20 protein-coding genes and 2 tRNA genes are annotated in these 18,582 nt (G+C 49.4%); 5 read left to right on the plus strand and 17 right to left on the minus strand.

The window, feature by feature from the left end:
- Position 1: 1 nt before the first annotated feature.
- The gene (locus LQE92_RS03010) at positions 2-523 is read right to left on the minus strand and encodes a hypothetical protein (RefSeq protein ID WP_231061517.1); all 522 of its coding nucleotides are present in this window, start codon (positions 521-523) and stop codon (positions 2-4) included.
- 221 nt (positions 524-744) lie between these two features.
- Here LQE92_RS03010 and LQE92_RS14625 point away from each other — a divergent pair, with 221 nt between their 5' ends.
- Together LQE92_RS14625 and LQE92_RS03020 are read left to right on the plus strand one after the other, a co-directional pair.
- Complete coding sequence (locus tag LQE92_RS14625; RefSeq protein ID WP_231061872.1) at positions 745-1,053, plus strand: recombinase family protein; 309 nt, start codon at positions 745-747, stop codon at positions 1,051-1,053.
- Positions 1,050-1,727, plus strand: a complete 678-nt coding sequence (locus tag LQE92_RS03020) for a hypothetical protein (RefSeq protein ID WP_231061518.1) — start codon at positions 1,050-1,052, stop codon at positions 1,725-1,727. The genes LQE92_RS14625 and LQE92_RS03020 overlap by 4 nt, the downstream gene beginning before the upstream one ends.
- A gap of 281 nt (positions 1,728-2,008) precedes the next feature.
- On the opposite strand, the gene queA is transcribed toward LQE92_RS03020, so the two are convergent.
- Together queA and LQE92_RS03030 are read right to left on the minus strand one after the other, a co-directional pair.
- Complete coding sequence (gene queA / locus LQE92_RS03025) at positions 2,009-3,034, minus strand: tRNA preQ1(34) S-adenosylmethionine ribosyltransferase-isomerase QueA (protein WP_231061519.1); 1,026 nt, start codon at positions 3,032-3,034, stop codon at positions 2,009-2,011.
- A 120-nt stretch (positions 3,035-3,154) separates the two neighbouring features.
- Positions 3,155-4,405: an SH3 domain-containing protein gene (locus LQE92_RS03030; RefSeq protein WP_231061520.1), complete on the minus strand. Its 1,251-nt coding sequence runs from the start codon at positions 4,403-4,405 to the stop codon at positions 3,155-3,157.
- Positions 4,406-4,578: 173 nt separating this feature from the next.
- Here LQE92_RS03030 and LQE92_RS03035 point away from each other — a divergent pair.
- A tRNA-Arg gene (locus tag LQE92_RS03035) sits at positions 4,579-4,650 on the plus strand.
- Positions 4,651-4,851: 201 nt separating this feature from the next.
- The gene (locus LQE92_RS03040) at positions 4,852-5,832 is read left to right on the plus strand and encodes a DUF5688 family protein (RefSeq protein ID WP_231061521.1); all 981 of its coding nucleotides are present in this window, start codon (positions 4,852-4,854) and stop codon (positions 5,830-5,832) included.
- A 90-nt stretch (positions 5,833-5,922) separates the two neighbouring features.
- Here the strand turns inward: LQE92_RS03040 and LQE92_RS03045 are convergent, their stop codons facing one another.
- From LQE92_RS03045 to LQE92_RS03105, 13 genes are all read right to left on the minus strand, one after another.
- Entirely contained in the window at positions 5,923-8,037 is a 2,115-nt protein-coding gene (locus tag LQE92_RS03045) for a polyribonucleotide nucleotidyltransferase (protein WP_231061522.1), read from the minus strand.
- 174 nt (positions 8,038-8,211) lie between these two features.
- The gene (rpsO, locus tag LQE92_RS03050; protein WP_147597329.1) at positions 8,212-8,478 is read right to left on the minus strand and encodes a 30S ribosomal protein S15; all 267 of its coding nucleotides are present in this window, start codon (positions 8,476-8,478) and stop codon (positions 8,212-8,214) included.
- Positions 8,479-8,630: 152 nt separating this feature from the next.
- Positions 8,631-9,566 (minus strand): bifunctional riboflavin kinase/FAD synthetase, encoded by a 936-nt coding sequence (locus tag LQE92_RS03055; protein WP_231061523.1) that lies wholly within the window; start codon positions 9,564-9,566, stop codon positions 8,631-8,633.
- Entirely contained in the window at positions 9,557-10,525 is a 969-nt protein-coding gene (truB, locus tag LQE92_RS03060; RefSeq protein ID WP_231061524.1) for a tRNA pseudouridine(55) synthase TruB, read from the minus strand. Before truB ends, LQE92_RS03055 begins: the two co-directional genes overlap by 10 nt.
- Before the next feature lie 22 nt (positions 10,526-10,547).
- The gene (locus LQE92_RS03065) at positions 10,548-11,513 is read right to left on the minus strand and encodes a DHH family phosphoesterase (protein WP_231061525.1); all 966 of its coding nucleotides are present in this window, start codon (positions 11,511-11,513) and stop codon (positions 10,548-10,550) included.
- A 46-nt stretch (positions 11,514-11,559) separates the two neighbouring features.
- Entirely contained in the window at positions 11,560-11,958 is a 399-nt protein-coding gene (gene rbfA / locus LQE92_RS03070; RefSeq protein ID WP_147597333.1) for a 30S ribosome-binding factor RbfA, read from the minus strand.
- 27 nt (positions 11,959-11,985) lie between these two features.
- Entirely contained in the window at positions 11,986-14,808 is a 2,823-nt protein-coding gene (infB, locus tag LQE92_RS03075) for a translation initiation factor IF-2 (RefSeq protein WP_231061526.1), read from the minus strand.
- A 19-nt stretch (positions 14,809-14,827) separates the two neighbouring features.
- Entirely contained in the window at positions 14,828-15,136 is a 309-nt protein-coding gene (locus LQE92_RS03080) for a L7Ae/L30e/S12e/Gadd45 family ribosomal protein (protein ID WP_269141845.1), read from the minus strand.
- The gene (rnpM, locus tag LQE92_RS03085; protein WP_231061527.1) at positions 15,123-15,401 is read right to left on the minus strand and encodes an RNase P modulator RnpM; all 279 of its coding nucleotides are present in this window, start codon (positions 15,399-15,401) and stop codon (positions 15,123-15,125) included. Before rnpM ends, LQE92_RS03080 begins: the two co-directional genes overlap by 14 nt.
- A 21-nt stretch (positions 15,402-15,422) precedes the next feature.
- Positions 15,423-16,613, minus strand: coding sequence for a transcription termination factor NusA (nusA, locus tag LQE92_RS03090; RefSeq protein ID WP_231061528.1), 1,191 nt, complete (start codon positions 16,611-16,613; stop codon positions 15,423-15,425).
- 48 nt (positions 16,614-16,661) lie between these two features.
- Positions 16,662-17,135, minus strand: a complete 474-nt coding sequence (locus LQE92_RS03095; RefSeq protein WP_331001223.1) for a ribosome maturation factor RimP — start codon at positions 17,133-17,135, stop codon at positions 16,662-16,664.
- 160 nt (positions 17,136-17,295) lie between these two features.
- Complete coding sequence (locus tag LQE92_RS03100) at positions 17,296-17,520, minus strand: hypothetical protein (protein ID WP_231061529.1); 225 nt, start codon at positions 17,518-17,520, stop codon at positions 17,296-17,298.
- A 118-nt stretch (positions 17,521-17,638) separates the two neighbouring features.
- On the minus strand, positions 17,639-17,854 hold the full coding sequence (locus LQE92_RS03105) for a hypothetical protein (RefSeq protein WP_231061530.1): 216 nt from the start codon (positions 17,852-17,854) through the stop codon (positions 17,639-17,641).
- A 198-nt stretch (positions 17,855-18,052) separates the two neighbouring features.
- Between LQE92_RS03105 and LQE92_RS03110 the strand changes: the two genes are divergently transcribed.
- The gene (locus tag LQE92_RS03110) at positions 18,053-18,304 is read left to right on the plus strand and encodes a hypothetical protein (RefSeq protein WP_231061531.1); all 252 of its coding nucleotides are present in this window, start codon (positions 18,053-18,055) and stop codon (positions 18,302-18,304) included.
- Positions 18,305-18,411: 107 nt separating this feature from the next.
- Here LQE92_RS03110 and LQE92_RS03115 read toward each other — a convergent pair.
- A tRNA-Val gene (locus tag LQE92_RS03115) sits at positions 18,412-18,485 on the minus strand.
- Positions 18,486-18,582 lie beyond the last annotated feature (97 nt).

Below are 18,582 nucleotides of genomic sequence, written 5' to 3' on the forward strand. Positions count from 1 at the left end.
TTCACACCTCCGCTGAGAAGCCATACCTCTTGAGCGTCGCTTCAAAAATCGAAAGGAAAGGTTTGTTTCCGTTTTGCCAAGTCGCAATGTCCTGCGCTGTTTGTTCGCTGACTGGGATTCCCTCGACAGCGTTCATGGCGCCGGCAAAGGACGAACTCCGCCTTTTTTGTTCCGCAGACAAGCTGTCTATCCCTGTACTAAGTTTCAGAAGCATGAGTTGGCGGCTGATGTTTTTCCCAAGTAACCCCGCAGCCCGTTCCAGTTCACTGAGCCGGGCTTTCAGCTTTGGTAAATCCGTCTCACATTCTTTGCGGCGCGCAATCTGCTCTGTGATCTCATCCACTTCCTCACTCTTTAAATATTGGCTTATTAACTTCCCGCCAACTCTATTCTGCAGATAACAGTAAGTCTTACCTTTTATCGTCTTTTTTGAAATATAGCCTTGTACCAGCGTCTGTAATTCTGTTTCCAGCTCCAATTTGCGTTCCAGCAGATTTTTGTACTCCACGAATATATACTCCATAAATGCCATACCTCTCTTTTATTTTATAGTATACCATATTTTAACCTCAAAGCAAATGTTTGTATAGATTTGTAGGTTATCTGTTAAGATTGTTTTTCGCTTCCACTTGCATAAGCATTTTCTATAATTATGAAGAGGTTAATGCGCAGATTTCTTTGTTTTCCATGTTTGAAAATAAACTCCTTCGCTCCTATTGTCTGTCAGCTTCCCACATATTTAGAATGCAGAAGCTCGGACGAAAAGATAAATTCACACATTTGCTGGTCTGGAAGATCAATCGCATAAGCCGGAATCTAATTGACTTTATTGAAATGTATCAGGAGCTCCAAAAGCGCCATGTTATTTTCGTCAGCAGAACAGAGCAATTCGATACTTCTTCCGCGATTGAAAATGCCATGCTCCGGATTATTTTAACATTTGCTCAACTGGAAAGTGAGATGACAAGCGAACGGATCCACGCTGAATTAAATTTCGAAAGCAAGCACCGGCAACTGGAACAGAGGGCACCCGCCATATGGATACCGCTATGATTCAGAAGCCAAAGAAATCACCGTTAATGAAATGGAAGCCCAGGTCCTCAAATATACCGGTCCGTTGCAAATCGTCTCAATACGAATACAAACGCACTAAAAATCGGGAAGAAGGAACGGGCCAGCCATCTTTGATTGCCGTCGAAGAGCATCACTGCGCCCTCATTGAATCCAAATTGTTCAAGGTATGTAACTCCATCCTATCAACTCAATCGAACCATATTAAGGAACAAACTTTAGTACAAAAGCAGCCTTCCGATTTGGAGGGCTGTTTTTGTATCTATGCCTGGAAAGACCATAATATCAGGCTTTCCCGGCTTTTTCTGTTTTCCGCGAGTTTGGCAATACAGCTCGCCAGCCTTCCTTTCAGACCAAATATTAGCTTGGATATGATTCAGATGATAACAGGGAGTGAAGCAGAATATTTCGTTTACTTGTTTAGTCCAAATGAAGGAGTTCAAAGACTCAACGATTCATTTTACCATGAAAAAAGATTTGAATATTGGGGGCTGATGGATGAAATCAATCCATGGATTCTAAAAGAGTTTTTGCAGCAATTTGTCACGAAAATCTATTTTGACCGAGGAGCTGTCTCATCCGTTACATCCAAGAACGATTTCACGCTGCATTTCATCACCTGCAATCCGTCCAAAAACTTTACTGTTTTCTTTTAAACCCAGGCATTTTTTAATAAACGGCAGCTGTATCCTATAGGACGCAACTGCCGTTTACTGATAATTACTTATTAAACTTGTATGAATATACGGGAAGCAGTGTAAAAAGCGCTTTTTTAAAGGCCGATTTCGCAAACAATCTTTTGGTCTATTTCATCCTAATAGAATGGTCTAGGTTATCTTTCGATAAAGTTCTATTTGGTGACTTTTTGCAATATTAACGCAACCCTATTGTGAATATTCCCCAATTTCCTCCCGCTTGAATAACATACCGTCGGGTTTTATATTATCAGCATGGCATCTCCAAAGCTAAAGAACCGATATCTCTCTTTCACCGCCTCTTCATATGCCGCCAGCACATGTTCTCTGCCTGCCAGGGCGGACACCAGCATCAAAAGTGTTGACTGTGGCAGATGGAAATTGGTGATCAGTGCATCGATGCATCTGAACTTATAGCCCGGATATATGAAAATTTCTGTCCAGCCACTCTTCGCGTCAATATGTCCGTTTTCGTCGGCAGCTGATTCCAGGGTCCGGCAGCTGGTGGTCCCTACGGAGATTACTCTGTGGCCGCCCTCCTTTGCCCGATTGATCTTCTCCGCTTCCTCCGGTTCTATGCGGAAAAATTCCGAATGCATATGGTGATCCTGGACATTTTCTACCTTGACTGGCCGGAAGGTCCCAAGCCCCACATGGAGGGTAACACTCGCGATTTCCACTCCTTTGGCCTGGACTTCCTCCAGCAGCTCCTTTGTAAAGTGCAGGCCGGCTGTCGGTGCGGCGGCAGAGCCGTCGTATTTGGCATATACCGTCTGATAACGGTTCTTGTCCTTGAGGGGATGCGTGATATAAGGAGGCAGCGGCATCTGGCCCAGTTCATCCAATATCTCTTCAAATATTCCGTCATAAGAGAACTGGATAAGCCGGTTACCTTCCTCAACTACCTCCACCACAGTCCCTTTCAGCAGACCGTCCCCAAAGGACAGCACCGTTCCAGTTTTAGCTTTCTTTCCCGGTTTCACCAGAGTTTCCCAGATGTTGTTCTCTCTTCGTTTCAGGAGCAGGACTTCGATCGTGGCCCCCGTATCCTCCTTGACCCCGAACAGACGGGCCGGAATCACCTTCGTATTATTGATGACAAGGCAGTCTCCGGGGATCAGATCATCCACAATATCTCGGAATGTCTTATGTCCAACAGCTCCCGTATGTTTGTCCAAAGTCATCAGCCGTGAAGAGCTCCTGTCGTCCAGCGGATCCTGGGCAATGAGTTCCTCAGGCAGTTCGTAATCAAAATCCTTTACATTCATGTTATCTCTCTCCCACTTGTGACCAAACCTCAGAAAAAGGGACGTCTCACACGTCCCTTTTCCATATGCCGCCGCGGTCATTTTTCCATGGCCGTATCATACTTTCAGAATACCCAGAATCTACTCAGACTGTGCAGGAGCTGCCGTAGTCAGATAACCTGCCCCGATATAGCAGGTCTCGCCTTCATAGATGACTCGGCTCCAGCTGTCATTATAGCCTGTCCGCTTTATGGACTCGCCTGTCAAAAGAGAACCGGCTACCTCTCCATTGGCATCGGGTGTCTTCCGGATACGCACGGTCTCTTTTGCATAGACTGTCTCATCCACTTCTGTAAAGCCGTCTCCCTGGGCCTGGCTTTCAGGGGCTGCCGTCGTAAGATAGCCGGCGGCAACATAGCAAATCTCGCCATTAAACTCCACACGGCTCCAACCGTCATTGTAACCAGTCCGGCGGACCGACTGGCCACCTGCAAGAGATCCGGCCACTTCTCCGTTGGCGTCCGGAGTCTTTCTGACCTTGACATTTTCCTTCGCGTAAACCGTCTCATCTACATCGGTAAACGTACTATTATCAGCAGATGAGGACTCTGGAGAACCTGTTGTCTCCGATGAAGATTCCCCGCCGTTATTCTGTTCATTGCCATACAGCTTCGTTACCAGCGCGTTAAGCGCCTCGTCTCCGGCCATCGCTTCCGTCAGCTTATCATCCGTTTCCTTTAAAAGTGCCTTTACGTCTTCTCTGGTATTTACTTCCTCCATATAAGTGGCAATCTCATTATCCACATCATGATTGTAGATATACATATCCCCCGCGTCATTGGTACAGACATACAGGCGGATCAGGCAGGGCGCCGGCGTCTCCACATTCAGGAACTTCATGTCATAAGATACGTAAACAATATAAGTACCGTCCACAAGACCGTTCAGTGTATAGCACACCATGTTCTGGTAGCTTTCAACAAATTCCTTCTCCGCCTTCAGCTGCTCCTCTGAAATGGATTCCGTAGAATCCACGAGCTTTGCCAGAGCACTCACGTCACAGTTCTGTACTGCGGTGAAATAGGAATTTACCAATGCATTGATCTCAGGATGTGCATCCTTCTCCAGCGTGCCTCCCTGTTCCGGCGAAGCGCTGGTACTTAAATCAATCACCGTGGTTTCTTTATCTTTTCCGTTCTTCTTTACTTTTCCAACAACTATGATCACTGCCACCACCACAAGAATAGCGGCCAACGCCAGGATGATATATTTTCCGTACAATTGCAGAAACTCAACAAATGGATTCCGTTTTTTTCTTCTTCTGCGGGAACTTCCGCTTTTCTTCTGTTCGTCCGAGTCCGGTTTCTTCTGCCAAGATTTCAGTTCGTCCATTCAAAAGCCTCCTTTTCTGACAGGCAACCGACAGGCCGCCATCTTGAGCATGTGTACATAATAGCAAAAAAACCATAAAAATGCAACAAACTCATAATTTTTTAATTTTTTTCATTTTTCGCTTGCCCTTCTCTTGTAAATGAGTTAGAATATTCTTCGATGGACTTTTACATGCACCTGTAGCTCAGTGGATAGAGCAGTGGCCTCCGGAGCCACGTGCGGTGGTTCGATTCCACTCAGGTGCAGTCCTTCTTTTTTCAGCCGTTCGGCGCCGATTTCCATTTTAGCATTTGTCAATTGAAGAGTTTATTATCAGCAGTTATTTGAGCAGCTGTTTTTTCTGATACTCCTGTATCATTTATCCTGTCTGGTATCCTATCTATTCATTTCTTTTGCGGAAACCCCGTTTTTTGCACGGGCATTCCGCTTCCTAGGAGGTATTTTCTATGAACTATTCTGATTTTCTGTCTCAAATCCGTTGTCAGGTGGAGCTCCGCATGGGCGGCCAGGCTTCCGTATCCATTCAGCCTGTGCTGAAAAACAATGATCTGCATCTCGACGGTCTTCTTATCATGCAGCCGGGAGAAAATATCACTCCCACCATCTATCTCAATGATTACTATGAAGAATATCTGAGCGGTGCTTCCATGCAGGATATCCTCTCGGATATCGAATGCGTCTATGAAGCACACCGCTGTCCTGCCAGTTTCGACGTGGCGCTGTTCCAGGACTTTGAACGGCTGAAAGGAAAGATTGCTTTCCGCCTTATAAACCGCGCCGCCAATAAAACGCTGCTGGAGGACCTTCCTTTTATTCCATTCCTGGATCTGGCCGTCGTCTTTTATTTCACCATAGAAAACGATTTTATCGGCAGCTCCACCGCTCTTATCCACAGGAGACATATGGAACTCTGGGAAACAACCGCGGAAGAGCTGTACCTCCTGGCCTTTTCCAACACACGTTCTCATTATGGCTGTGAAATACGTCCTATGGAGCAGCTGATACGAGAAATCCTGGAACGTGACGGCGGTTCCTTTTTAAATAAGGACTTGTCTGTCTCTGACTGTCTGTCCGCCGGCACGGCAGACAGTTCTCCGGAAAAAAAGCCGGTAAATCCCATGTATATCCTGACCAACCGCGAACGTGCCTTCGGCGCGGTCTGCCTGCTGTACGACGAGGTACTGCAGAAGTTTGCCGATGAACTGAACGACGACTTCTATGTTCTGCCCAGCTCCATACATGAGGTCATACTTCTTCCCTGCAAAAAAAGCCCGTCACCGGATTCTCTTCAAAATATGGTCCGGGAGATCAATGAAACCGATGTCGCCCCCGATGAGGTCCTTTCTGACCATATCTATGTCTACAGGGCAGCCGGCCGCCATCTGGGCCTTGTCCTCTTCTCCCGCGAAAAAATATGCTGCCATTAGCCACTTTTAGAAAAAGTGCGGCAGAAATCCTTTGTCTCCTGCCGCACAGTTCTATCCGCTATATTCAATTTACAGGTATCTGACCTTCTTCTACTTAGAAGACTCTTCCGCTTTTTCCTGAGGGACATCCTTCAGACTCAGGTTAATCCTTCCCATACGGTCGATTTCCAGCACCTTCACGGTCACTTCATCGCCGATGTTCACGACATCCTCTACCTTCTCCACACGCTTCTGGGAAAGCTTCGAAATATGGATCAGGCCGTCCTTATTGGGAGCAAGCTCCACAAAAGCGCCGAAATTCATGATCCGCACGACTTTTCCAGTGATAATCTCACCGGCCTCCACATCATTGACGATGCGGTTGATGATCGTTATCGCTCTGTCAATCATTTCCTTGTCCGTACCGCATACAGAAACGGATCCGTCATCTTCGATGTCAATCTTCACGCCAGTCTCTTCAATGATCCTGTTGATGACCTTGCCCTGCTTGCCGACCACATCCCCGATTTTCGTGGGATCGATCTGAATCTGCAGGATCTTGGGCGCATATTTGCCCACTTCATGCCTGGGTTCTGAGATCACAGGGTTCATGACCTCATCCAGAATATAATACCTGGCTTCCTTTGTCTTGGCGATAGCCTCCTCAATGATCGGCCTGGTAAGTCCATGAATCTTGATATCCATCTGAATGGCTGTGATACCCTTATGAGTTCCTGCCACCTTGAAATCCATGTCACCGAAGAAATCCTCCAGCCCCTGGATATCGGTCAGCACAATGTAATCATCATCTGTATCCCCAGTCACCAGACCACAGGAGATGCCCGCAACCGCGCTCTTAATGGGCACGCCTGCAGCCATCAGAGACAAGGAAGACGCGCATACACTAGCCTGAGAAGTGGAGCCATTGGACTCCATCGTCTCTGAAACCGTCCGGATTGCGTAAGGGAATTCCTCTTCCGAAGGAAGCACAGGAATCAAGGCTTTCTCCGCCAGCGCTCCATGACCGATTTCACGGCGTCCCGGCCCTCTGCTGGGTTTCGTCTCACCTACTGAGTAAGAGGGGAAATTGTAATGGTGCATATATCTCTTAGAGGTCTCGTTTCCATCCAGACCGTCTAGCTTCTGGCGCTCAGAAAGCGGCGCAAGGGTGCAGGCGTTGAGGATCTGAGTCTGTCCTCGTGTAAACATACCGGAACCGTGCACTCTGGGCAGGATATCCACTTCTGCCGCCAGAGGGCGGATCTGTGTGATCTGTCTGCCGTCAGGACGCTTATGATCCTTCAGGATCATCTTACGGACCGTCTTCTTCTGGTATTTATAAAGAGCCTCTCCAATAAGCGGCACCCAGTCAGGATGCTCTTCCGCATAGCGCTCTTCCAGCTCGGCTTCCAATTTTTTGATGTTTTCTTCTCTCACCTGCTTCACGTCCGTGAAGACTGCGGCTTCCATAACATCGGAAGGGATTGCGGAGGTCATGTCATCCCACAGCTCTGAGGAAACCTCGCAGCTTTCATAGCTGTGCTTGGGCTTTCCACACTCTGCTACGATTGTATCAATGAATTTGATGACTTCCTGATTCAGCGCGTGAGCCGCAAAAATCGCTTCGATCATCTTATCCTCCGGCACTTCATTGGCTCCGGCCTCTATCATGATGACCTTATCCCTGGTTGATGCCACCGTAAGAGCCAGATCAGAGACCTGCTTCTGGGCCGCGGTAGGATTGAAAATCAGCTCTCCGTCAATCATTCCGACAAGAGTGGCCGCCGTAGGGCCGTCAAAGGGAATGTCCGAAATAGAGACTGCGATAGCAGAACCCAGCATAGCGGTGAGCTCCGCACTGCATTCCGGATCCACTGACATGACCAGATTGTTCAGGGTAACGTCATTTCTGTAATCTTTGGGAAACAGAGGACGCATGGGACGATCGATCACTCGCGCTGTGAGGACTGAATTCTCAGAAGCTTTTCCCTCTCTTCTGTTAAATCCTCCGGGAATCTTCCCGACCGCGTACATTTTTTCCTCGAACTCCACGCTCAGGGGAAAGAAGTCAATGCCTTCCCTTGGTTTGTCAGATGCGGTAGCCGTAGAAAGCACCACGGTGTCCCCATAATGCATGAACGCAGCGCCATTGGCCTGAGCCGCTACTCTGCCCACATCAACCGTCAGGGTTCTTCCGGCCAGTTCCATTGAAAAACTCTTATACATATGATATCTCCTTTTCTTTCTGAGGCAGAAGACACCGAAACTACTGAGAAACACAGCTTCCCACCGCATAAGCTGTGCTTTTCAGTGGTCTCAATGTAAACTCCCGCCTGTTAATAGGTTTGTCTTAAAAGAACAGGGTGGATTTCTCCACCCTGATGCCTTCAAAATCCATGATTATTTTCTGATTCCCAAACGAACGATCAAATTACGATATGCCTCGATGTCACTTCTCTTCAGATAATCCAGAAGGCCGCGTCTCTGACCAACCATTTTCAAAAGGCCGCGTCTGGAATGATGATCCTTCTGATTCACTTTGAGATGCTCAGTCAGCTCTGTGATGCGCTCTGTTAAGATTGCGATCTGAACCTCCGGTGAACCAGTATCGCCGGGTTTCCTTCCATAAGCTTCAATAATCTCTGCTTTCTTTTCCTTAGAAATCATTTCAATTTCCTCCTTATTCTTATTCACACCTGGCACCAGGCATCGGTTGGAGTATCCGGAAGCTGGGTGTCGGCGTATTTTTACACCATGCCAGTATAGCATATGTTTTACTAAAAGTAAACATGATTTTTATGCAAAGTGCTTGTTTTCCGTTACACTTCCGGCTGCTGTTCAAAATAAGCAAGACTGCCCTCCGCGTCCCGCTGAAGCTGTGCCTTCAACGCCGCCACGGAACTGAATTTTTCTTCTTTGCGAAGGTAATGGAACAGCTGAACATCCAGAATCCTTCCATATACGTCTTTATCAAAACCGAAAATATAGGTTTCCACGCCCTTCGGGTATTTTCCGGCTATGGTCGGTTTATATCCCACATTGGACACGCTTTGGTAGACCAAACCGTCTATTTCCACCTTCGACACATATACGCCGTTGGGCGGAAGAAGCTTGTCCTCCACCGGGATTTGGTTAATGGTGGGCATGCCGAAGGTTCTCCCCAGGTGATTTCCGTGCACCACTTCACCCGTTACGGTATAAGGGTATCCAAGCAGTTCATTCGCCTGCTCCACATTTCCCATCAAAAGCTCCCTCCTTATGAGTGTGCTGCTGATGATCTGTCCGTCCTCCGTAACAGCTTTGTCCATCACTTCCACTTCATATCCATACCGGGGCGCAAGCTCCTTAAGAAGCTCCACGTTTCCCCGCCTTTTGTAGCCAAAGCAGAAATCCGGTCCGGTTATGATCTTCCTCGCCTTTAATCCTCCAGCCAGTATTTTTTCCACAAAATACTCCGGCTCCATATGGTGTACTTCCTCGGTAAAAGGATACTCTATCATAAGTTCAACGCCCAGCTTTTCCATATGGGCCCTTTTTTCCCGGTTTGTGAGCAGGACAGGCTGTGTCCCGCCGTCCACAAGACTCTTCGGAGGGCGCAGGAAGGTAAAGACCACGGCCTGAAGACCCTGTTCCCTGGCCAAGAACAATTCATTTATAAGCTTTTGATGCCCTCTATGGATACCGTCAAACTTCCCCAGGGTGACCGCAGAAGGCCGAACCGTACAAATCTCTGTCCGTCCGGTGATCACTTCCATTGTCTTTCCTCCATTCCTCCGTCCGAAACCGTGAAAAACAACTTCACAGGACGGTACCGCCGAATAGCTTCGTCAAAGGAATAAATCCCCATGAACTGCCCGTGTCTGTCATACAGCCGGATCTTTTCTTCAGACTCATTCTCTGTTTCCTCGCTGATATCTGTTCCCGTTCTATCCTCTTCTCTCCTGTCAAGCTCCGACAGCTTCAAAGGATTTCCATTATAAAGAAGCTTCTCCGTCCCTTTTGCCGCCAGATAAGCCGGATACTCCTGGAACAGAGAATCTATGGAGATCAGCTCCTCCTCCAGCACTCCCTCATCCCGCAGAAGCTCTACCTGTGAAAGAGTCAGCGCGTCTTCCATACGAAAACCGGCAACTCTCACGCGGACCAGTGACTCCATACAACCCCCGCATCCCAGTTTCTTGCCGATGTCATGGCAGAGCGTACGGATATAAGTTCCCTTTGAACAAGTAACCGTCAATGTGACCCGGGGAAGCTCCACTTTTTCTATGACGATCTCATGGATTGTCACCGGCCGCGCGGCTCTTTCTATTTCTTTTCCCTGCCTGGCCAGTTCATACAGTTTCTTTCCGCCTACCTTCAGGGCCGAATACATCGGAGGCACCTGGGCATACGGCCCGATAAAGCTCAGGACCGCTTCCCGGACGCTTTCCTCATCCACATCTGCGGAAGACCTCGCGGTTATCTGTCCTGTGACATCCTGAGTATCTGTCTCGATTCCCAGCAGAAGCACCGCCCGGTACGTCTTATTCTTGTCCGCCAAAAGTTCACAGACCTTTGTCGCTTTTCCCAGGCAGACTGGCAGAACGCCTTCCGCATCCGGATCGAGAGTCCCTGTGTGGCCTATCTTTTTCTGTTTTAAAATTCCACGGAGCTTTGCCACCACATCATGGGAGGTAAAGCCCCGCTCCTTATATATATTCAATAATCCATCCATAACTGGTCTTTCCGCTTCCCGGCTATCTCAGGCCGGCGTCCATAAGCTGCATTTCTATGCGCTCTGATAGGTTATTTATCACATCGTATACGGAACCTGTCATCGTGCATCCCGACGCCCTCACATGGCCGCCGCCGCCGAAAAACGCGGCAATCCGGCTCACATCCACTACGTTGTTCGAACGCATGCTGACTTTAAATTCCTGGGGAGACGTTTCATATAAAAAGACGGCGCACTCCACACCTTTAGTAATTCTCAGCTGGTCGATGATCCCGTCCAGGTCCTTAGTCTCCACCTGATAAAAATCCAAGTCCTTCTGGCGCACCGCCGAATAAATGCAGGCTCCGTCCATAAACTGCACACTTTCCGTCAAAGCTCTTCCTAAAATCTGATTCTGTTTATAAGTCTTCTCATAAAAAGTCCTGTCTATGATCTCGGAGAACGGGATTCCTTTCTCAATGAGCCGGCCGGCGATCTCCATGGTAGCTCTTGTAGTATTGGAGTGCTTGAACACCCCGGTATCGTGAACGATACCCATATACAGGCATTCTGCCACCTGTCTGTCCACATAAGCGTCATCCATCAGCGTATAGAGAACTTCACTGGTCGCGCTGCATTCCGGACGCACATGCATGAGCCCGGCAAATCCGGTATTCGTCACATGATGATCAATACAGACTGTTTTTCCCGCATGATCAAAATAACCTGCGAAGCCTCCCAGCCGTTCTTTGTCACTGGCATCCAGCACAATACAAAGATCATATACATTTCCGTCGGCTGTATCATGGCTTACGGTTTCCGCCCCTTTTAAAAAGCCGAATGACTCCGGAAAAGATTCCAGGTACACCTGTACCTGAAGCTCTGGTGCCGACAGCTCCAGATAGTTCCGGAGTCCCAGGCAGGAGCCGACACAGTCTCCATCCGGCCTTACGTGCCCGATGACAGCAACATTATTCACTTTGGTCAAAATTTCCTTAAGCCGTTCCATATCTGCTCCTTTCCGCCTCTGTTTCGCTGTCTTCCCTGCGGCATTCTCAATCCTGCCGTTCCTCTTCCTCAGATTCTTCTTCGGACTCTGTACTGCCGCCCATCACGTCATCGATCAGCTTCGACATGTGCACGCCATATTCAATGGACTGGTCCAAAATGAAGGTGATCTCCGGCGTATTTCTGAGATTCACAGATTTCGCCAGAGCCCTTCTGATATAGCCGACTGCATTTTTCAGGCCCTGGATCGTCTCCTTTGCCGCCTCTTCGTCCCCCAATACGCTGATATAAGCTTTACAGTACTTGAGGTCAGGCGCCACCTCCACCGCTACGACAGACGTCATAGGGTGGATTCTGGGGTCCTTTACCTCAGTTCTGATGATATTGCTCAGTTCTCTCTGCACTTCACTGTTGACACGGATATTCTTAATGCTGTTTTTACGCATAGTTCACCAATCCTTCCGGGATTCCGGCTATCTGGGGACCTCCACCATGATGTAGGCCTCCACCATGTCGTCCTCCTTGATGTCATTAAATCCCTCGAATACGAGTCCGCATTCAAATCCTTTGGCCACTTCCTTCACGTCGTCCTTAAACCGTTTCAGGGATGCGAGAGGACCTTCGAAAATCTGCTCTCCTTCGCGGCTGATTCTCACACTGCAGTTCCTCTGGAACTTGCCGTCCATGACGTATCCGCCCGCGATCGTCCCGACTCCCGATGCCTTGAAGGTCTGGCGTACAACGGCATGGCCGATGACCTGCTCCTCAAAAACAGGATCGAGCATCCCCTTCATGGCTGCTTCCACATCCTCGATTGCCTGATAGATCACCTTATACAGACGTACATCTACCTTTTCTCTTTCCGCAACGGACTTGGCAGTCGCATCCGGGCGTACATTGAAGCCGATAATGATCGCGTTGGAAGCAGACGCCAAAGATACGTCGGACTCATTGATGGCCCCCACGCCGCCGTGGATGACCTTAACGATCACTTCTTCATTGGAAAGCTTCACGAGGCTCTGCTTCACCGCTTCCACGGAGCCCTGGACATCTGCCTTGATGATAATTCCCAGTTCTTTCACATTGCCTGCTTTGATCTGGGTGAACAGGTCATCCAGAGACAGCTTTGCTTTTGTATCATCCAGGAGCTTTTCTCTTCCCTCAGAAATAAAGGTCTCCGCAAAACTCCTTGCTTCTTTTTCTGACTCCGGCGCCACAAAGATCTCTCCGGCGCTGGGTACGTCGTTCAGGCCCAGGATCTCTACCGGAGTGGAAGGACCTGCCTCCTTCACGCGGCGTCCCTTGTCGTCCATCATGGCTCTCACTTTGCCGTAGCAGGAGCCGGCCGCAATGGCATCTCCCACATGGAGCGTTCCCTTCTGCACCAGGATCGTAGCCACAGGACCCTTTCCTTTATCCAGCTCTGCCTCAATGACAAGACCTCTTGCACGGCGGCTGGGATTGGCTTTCAGTTCTTTCACTTCCGCTGTCAGAAGTATCATCTCAAGCAGGTTTTCAATACCCTCTTTTGTATGGGCCGATACGGGCGCAAATATGGTGCTTCCGCCCCAATCCTCCGGAACCAGCTCATACTCGGACAGTTCCTGCTTCACCCGGTCGATATTAGCGCTGGGTTTGTCGATCTTGTTAATGGCCACGATGATCTCTACGCCTGCCGCCTTCGCATGATTGATGGCCTCTACCGTCTGGGGCATGACGCCGTCATCTGCCGCGACCACCAGAATCGCGATATCCGTAGCCTGCGCGCCTCTCATTCTCATGGCAGTGAACGCCTCATGGCCGGGCGTATCTAAAAACGTAATCTTCTGTCCTGAAATCTCCACTACCGACGCGCCAATATGCTGTGTGATCCCGCCTGCTTCTCTGGCGATGACATTCGTCTCCCGGATTGCGTCCAGCAGAGAAGTCTTTCCATGATCCACGTGACCCATAACACACACTACCGGAGATCTCGGAATCATACTGTCCGCGGGATCCTCTGTGTCCTTTAAAAGCTCTTCTATGACATCTATCTTGATCTCCTTTTCACAGAGGACATCAAACTCCATAGCGATCTCTTCCGCCGTATCGTAATCAATCTCCTGATTGATCGTGACCACTTTCCCCTGCAGGAACAGCTTTTTAACAATGACAGAAGGCTGCAGCTTCATCTTTTCCGCCAATTCCTTGATCGTCAGGATTTCAGGAAGGACAATGGTCTTTACTAATTCTACCACCGGCTCTGTCTTCTGGTCAGGCACTTTTGCCAGAGACTTGACAGGCGCCTTTCCTCCGCGCTTCCCGGACTTAAGCTCAAAATCTTCTCCCTGCTTCTTGTCATACTTATTTCCGACTCTGTTCCCTTGCTTTTGCTTCTGCTTGCCTGAATTCTTCTGGCTGCTGTCCAGCTGGGGAGCGGGAACGGAAAATCCGCCGCTTCTCCTGTTATCTCCCGGTTTCTGGCCGGGCCTTCTGTTATCTCTGTTAAACTGGCCCTGACGGTCTCCGCTTCTTTCTCCGCCAACAGGCCTGCTGCCATTCCGGTCTCCAGCCGGCCTCCTGTTAGGATCATAGGGACGCTGCTGGCCTTGTCGGTTTCCGCCGGTCCTGTCTCCTGTCGGTCTGCTCCCGTTCCGATCTCCTGACGGTCTTCTGTTCGCGTCATACGGACGGTCTCCCTGGGGGCGGCGTTCCCTGTTATCCGAAAAGCTCCGTTCTCCGGAAGGACGGGCAGTCCTCTGCTGATCCGGGCGGCGGTTCTCCCCGCGCGAAACAGGCGCCGTCTGACGGCCTTCCGCAGAAGCAGGCGTCACTGCCTGGGCTCTCATCTGCGGCCTCTGTACGTCTGCCTGAGGTGCCGGTCTACCTGTTCCTTCCGGTTTCTGAGGAGCAGACGCCGCGGAAGCTGCAGGTTTTATGGACGGCTTAGGTCCGACAGGCCTTGTGGACTGTCTAGCCGGCTGACCGGACGCCGCCGGACGACCGGACTGGCCGGGGCGTCTCGTTCCGGGTCCTGCCGGCCGGGCGCCGGTACGGCCTCTTCCGGCCTGAGAACTATTCTGAGAACGGAATACCGCAGTAATCCGCTTCTTCGGCGCTGCTTCCGCTTCTGCCTTGGGTTCCTCCTGAGGCTCCGGTTTCGGGGAATACGCCCTTCTGACCATATCGGCCTGCGCTTCATCGATCACGCTCAAAGGACTCTGGACGTTTACCCCGTTCGCCTGAAGTACGTCCAGCACATCCTTATTATTTTTATCTATTTCCTTCGCTAATTCATGGACTCTCATTTTTGCCATACTTACTACCTCCGTTTGATTACTCACTCTCTATCTGTTTTACCACAGCATCCCGGAAACCTGCGTCTGTCAGCGCCACGGAAGCCCGAAACTCCCTGCCGATGGCAGAACCCAGGTCTTCTTTTTTACCCCAAATGTACAAAGGAACTTTATAGTAAGTACACATATTCGTGAACATTTTCTTTGTATTATCCGACGCATCTTCTGCAACGATCACCAGTGTGGCTTTCATGGATTTGACAGCCTTCTCTGTCAGGAACTCACCGCTGACCAGCCTGCCTGCCTTCATGGCCAGGCCTAAAAGGGACGCTACCCTATTTGCTCTCAATGGCTCCCAGCTCCTTTCTCAATCTGTCATACACTTCTGCGGATACCGGCATTTTAAAGGACCGTTCCAGCCCCCTGCCTTTCACGGCTTTCTCCAGGCACTCCCTGTCAAAACACAGATAAGCCCCCCGGCCGTTCTTCTTCCCGGTCGCATCCAGGACGATATCCCCCTCCGCTGTCTTAAGGATTCTGATCATATCCTTTTTATTCTTCATTTCGCCGCAGCCGACGCATTGTCTCTGTGGGTTTTTCTTTTTTACGCTCATGGAATCACGCTCCGTTATGAATTACTCCTGCGGCACTGTCCCTTCCGGATAGTATCCGCCGTCTCCTTCTTCATATCCCTCTTCGTACCCGTCTTCATACTCGAACCCTTCATAGTTGTCAAATTCACCTTCCATCCCCTCTTCATATCCGATCTCCTCCAGGAGTCCGGATTCTCTTGCCTGAGTCTCGCTCTTAATATCTATCTTAAAGCCGGTGAGCCTTGCGGCCAGTCTTGCATTCTGGCCCTCCTTGCCGATCGCAAGGGACAGCTGATAGTCCGGCACGATTACCTGTGCGGTCTTCTCATCATCGTCGGCCACCACGCAGATGACCTTTGCAGGGCTCAGGGCGTTCTCGATCAGCAGCGCTGAATTATCGCTCCAGTTGATGATATCAATCTTTTCTCCTCGCAGCTCTTCTACCACAGCGTTTACCCTGGCGCCGTTAATACCCACGCAGGCGCCGACCGGATCCACATTGGGGTCATTGGAATGAACCGCCATTTTTGTCCTGGAACCTGCTTCTCTGGCAATGCTTCTGATCTCCACGGTCCCGTCCTTCACCTCAGCCACTTCCGATTCAAACAGGCGCTTCACCAGCTCCGGGTGTGTCCTGGATACCAGAATCCTGGGCCCCTTGGTTGTATCCTTCACTTCCAGGATATATACCTTGATACGCTCTGTCGGCATAAAAGTCTCGCCCTTTACCTGCTCATTTTCATTCAGCATCGCGTCCACTTTGCCCAGATTGATGCTGACGTTCCGTCCGAGATACCGCTGGACGATGCCGGTCACGACTTCCTTTTCTTTTCCGTAATACTGATTGAACAGTACCTTTCTCTCCTCTTCGCGGATCTTCTGCAGGATCACGTTCTTCGCATTCTGAGTGGCGATACGTCCGAATTCCTTGGATTTGATCTCCACCCGTGCGACGTCTCCTATTCCAAGATGGGGATCGATCTCCCTCGCTTCCTCCAGTGTGATCTGAAGAGCGGGGTCTTCTACGTTTTCCGCCACTTCCCGTTCGGCGTATACGGAAAAGTTACAGGTTTCTCTGTCTATGATCGCCTTTACATTATCCGCTTTCCCGAAATGGGTCTTACATGCCTGAATCAAAGAATTCTCGATGGCTTCCAAAAGAGTTTCCTTGCTGATATCTTTCTCTTTTTCCAAAAGCTCAAGGGCTTCCTTCAATTCCTTGTTTTCTTTCATTTTTCTGTTTCCTCCTCTTCCTTTCCCTTTCGGGATGTATCCTCATACTCAGCCGAAATCAAATGCCAAACGAATCAATGCAATATCGGTTCTCTCAAAAGCAATGGATTCTCCGTCCTCTTTTTCAATTGTTACCGAATGGTCATCGTAGGATGTCAGTATCCCTACAAATTCTTTCTCCTTATTTAAGGGACGGTACAGACGAATCTCTACCTCCTCTCCAATGCTTCTGGCAAAATCCTTTTCTTTTTTAAGGGGTCTGCCGAGCCCCGGTGAACTGACCTCCAGAATATAGCTGTCTGCGATATAATCCTCTCTGTCCAGAATATCGCTGAGCGCGCGGCTGACTGTCTCGCAGTCATCCACGGCTATCCCGCCCGGCTTATCAATGTAGGCTCTCAGAAAACGGTTCCCGCCTTCTTTGACGAATTCCACATCCACCAGTTCAAACTGGCGGGATTCCACGATCGGAAGCAGCAGTTCCTCGGTGCGTTTCTCAATGTCTTCTTTTCTTGTCAGCATTCTCTGACCCCTTTCTGCTGATTCTTGTGATATTCACAAAAAGCAGAGTTCTCCCTCCGCAAGCCAAAAACAAAGAGTGGACATCCGCCCACTCTTCATCCTGCTTTATTTATTATCATTAGTACTATAGCACATTTTTCCATTCAATGCAAGCCTTTTATTATAAGGATATACTGCTCCTCGCCGCTTTCTCATCAAAGAAAACCGTATGTCCGATCTGATGGGAAGAAATCACGTACTGCCCCTCACAGTTCCCATAGGTATCTATCTGAAAATCAAATCCGTCGTCTGTCTCTTCTATCTCCATCATCCGGCCCGAATGGACCAGACCATCCTCTGTATAATAAACCAGCCGTCCGTTTTCCGCCAATTCTGTATATTTCATTCCATGTTCTCCTTTCATTTACCGTCTATTTTTTCCAGCAGACGGAAATCCATCCCTTTTTGCCGGATTTTTTGATATCTTTATTCTTTCATGGTATGATACAAAATACTTTTTGGAATCATATATAGTCAGCTCCAATCAAGCTCCAGCTCAGCGCCGGCAGAAGTTCCGAGCCGTCACGATTTCGGTTCGCTGGCGATGCAGGGGCCGCTTTATCCCCGCTCCGGCAGTACCGCTCACATGTCGACAGGAAATCTTTATGATTTCCTGTCTCCTGTTCGCTCAGAAACGGAATCGGTATTTCCGTTTCTGCCTCCCTCCGTCTGGGGAACACCGGCCGCTGCCCTGCGGCGCTCTCCTTAGGCCGGCCCGGAATCGTTCTGCCGGTTTTCTTTCTGCCGCACCGTTATGAATGTTTTCCATTTTCCTGATTCCAGAAAAGGATCGGATATCCACAGGGCCCGCACGCCTTACGGCGGCGGGCCTCCGTGGCCGCCTCAATGGCTTTCACAACAAATAAAAGCTTATTTCGGTGCGGGAAGAGGAGCAGGAGGAACGATCCGATTCCATCATAAGGGGAGCGCTGCAAAGGCGTTGGCAGGATCTTCCCGGCCGCAGGGAAGCAAAAATCGCATGTCATGCGGATTTTTGTTGGAATCTGACATGGAAAAATATCGATTTATCCATGTCAGTTGGAAAGGACCGACCGGAGGCCGTAAAGATGCTGGTTACGGCTGCCAGCGAGCCGTCTGGATGGAAGCGGACTTCCTTCTGTTCCCTCTGATCTGCAAAGATAAGTTTGTTTAAAAGGTATTCAAAGGTATGAAACAAAAAGCCTTGTATCCACGGGACATGCTGCATTATCCGCGTACATACAAGACTTTTTTATAGTGGAAGCAATGGGGCTCGAACCCATGACCTCTCGCGTGTGAGGCGAACGCTCATCCCAGCTGAGCTATGCTTCCAATGCTCTTCTATTTTATCACTTGTAACGAAATAGTCAATAGAAATCTGAATTTTTCTAGAAACCGCTGTCAAAAGATACTCGCCGAAAAGCAGGGA

It is taken from the genome of Lientehia hominis, from assembly GCF_021044755.1.
GTDB classification, from domain to species: Bacteria; Bacillota; Clostridia; order Lachnospirales; family Lachnospiraceae; genus Lientehia; species Lientehia hominis.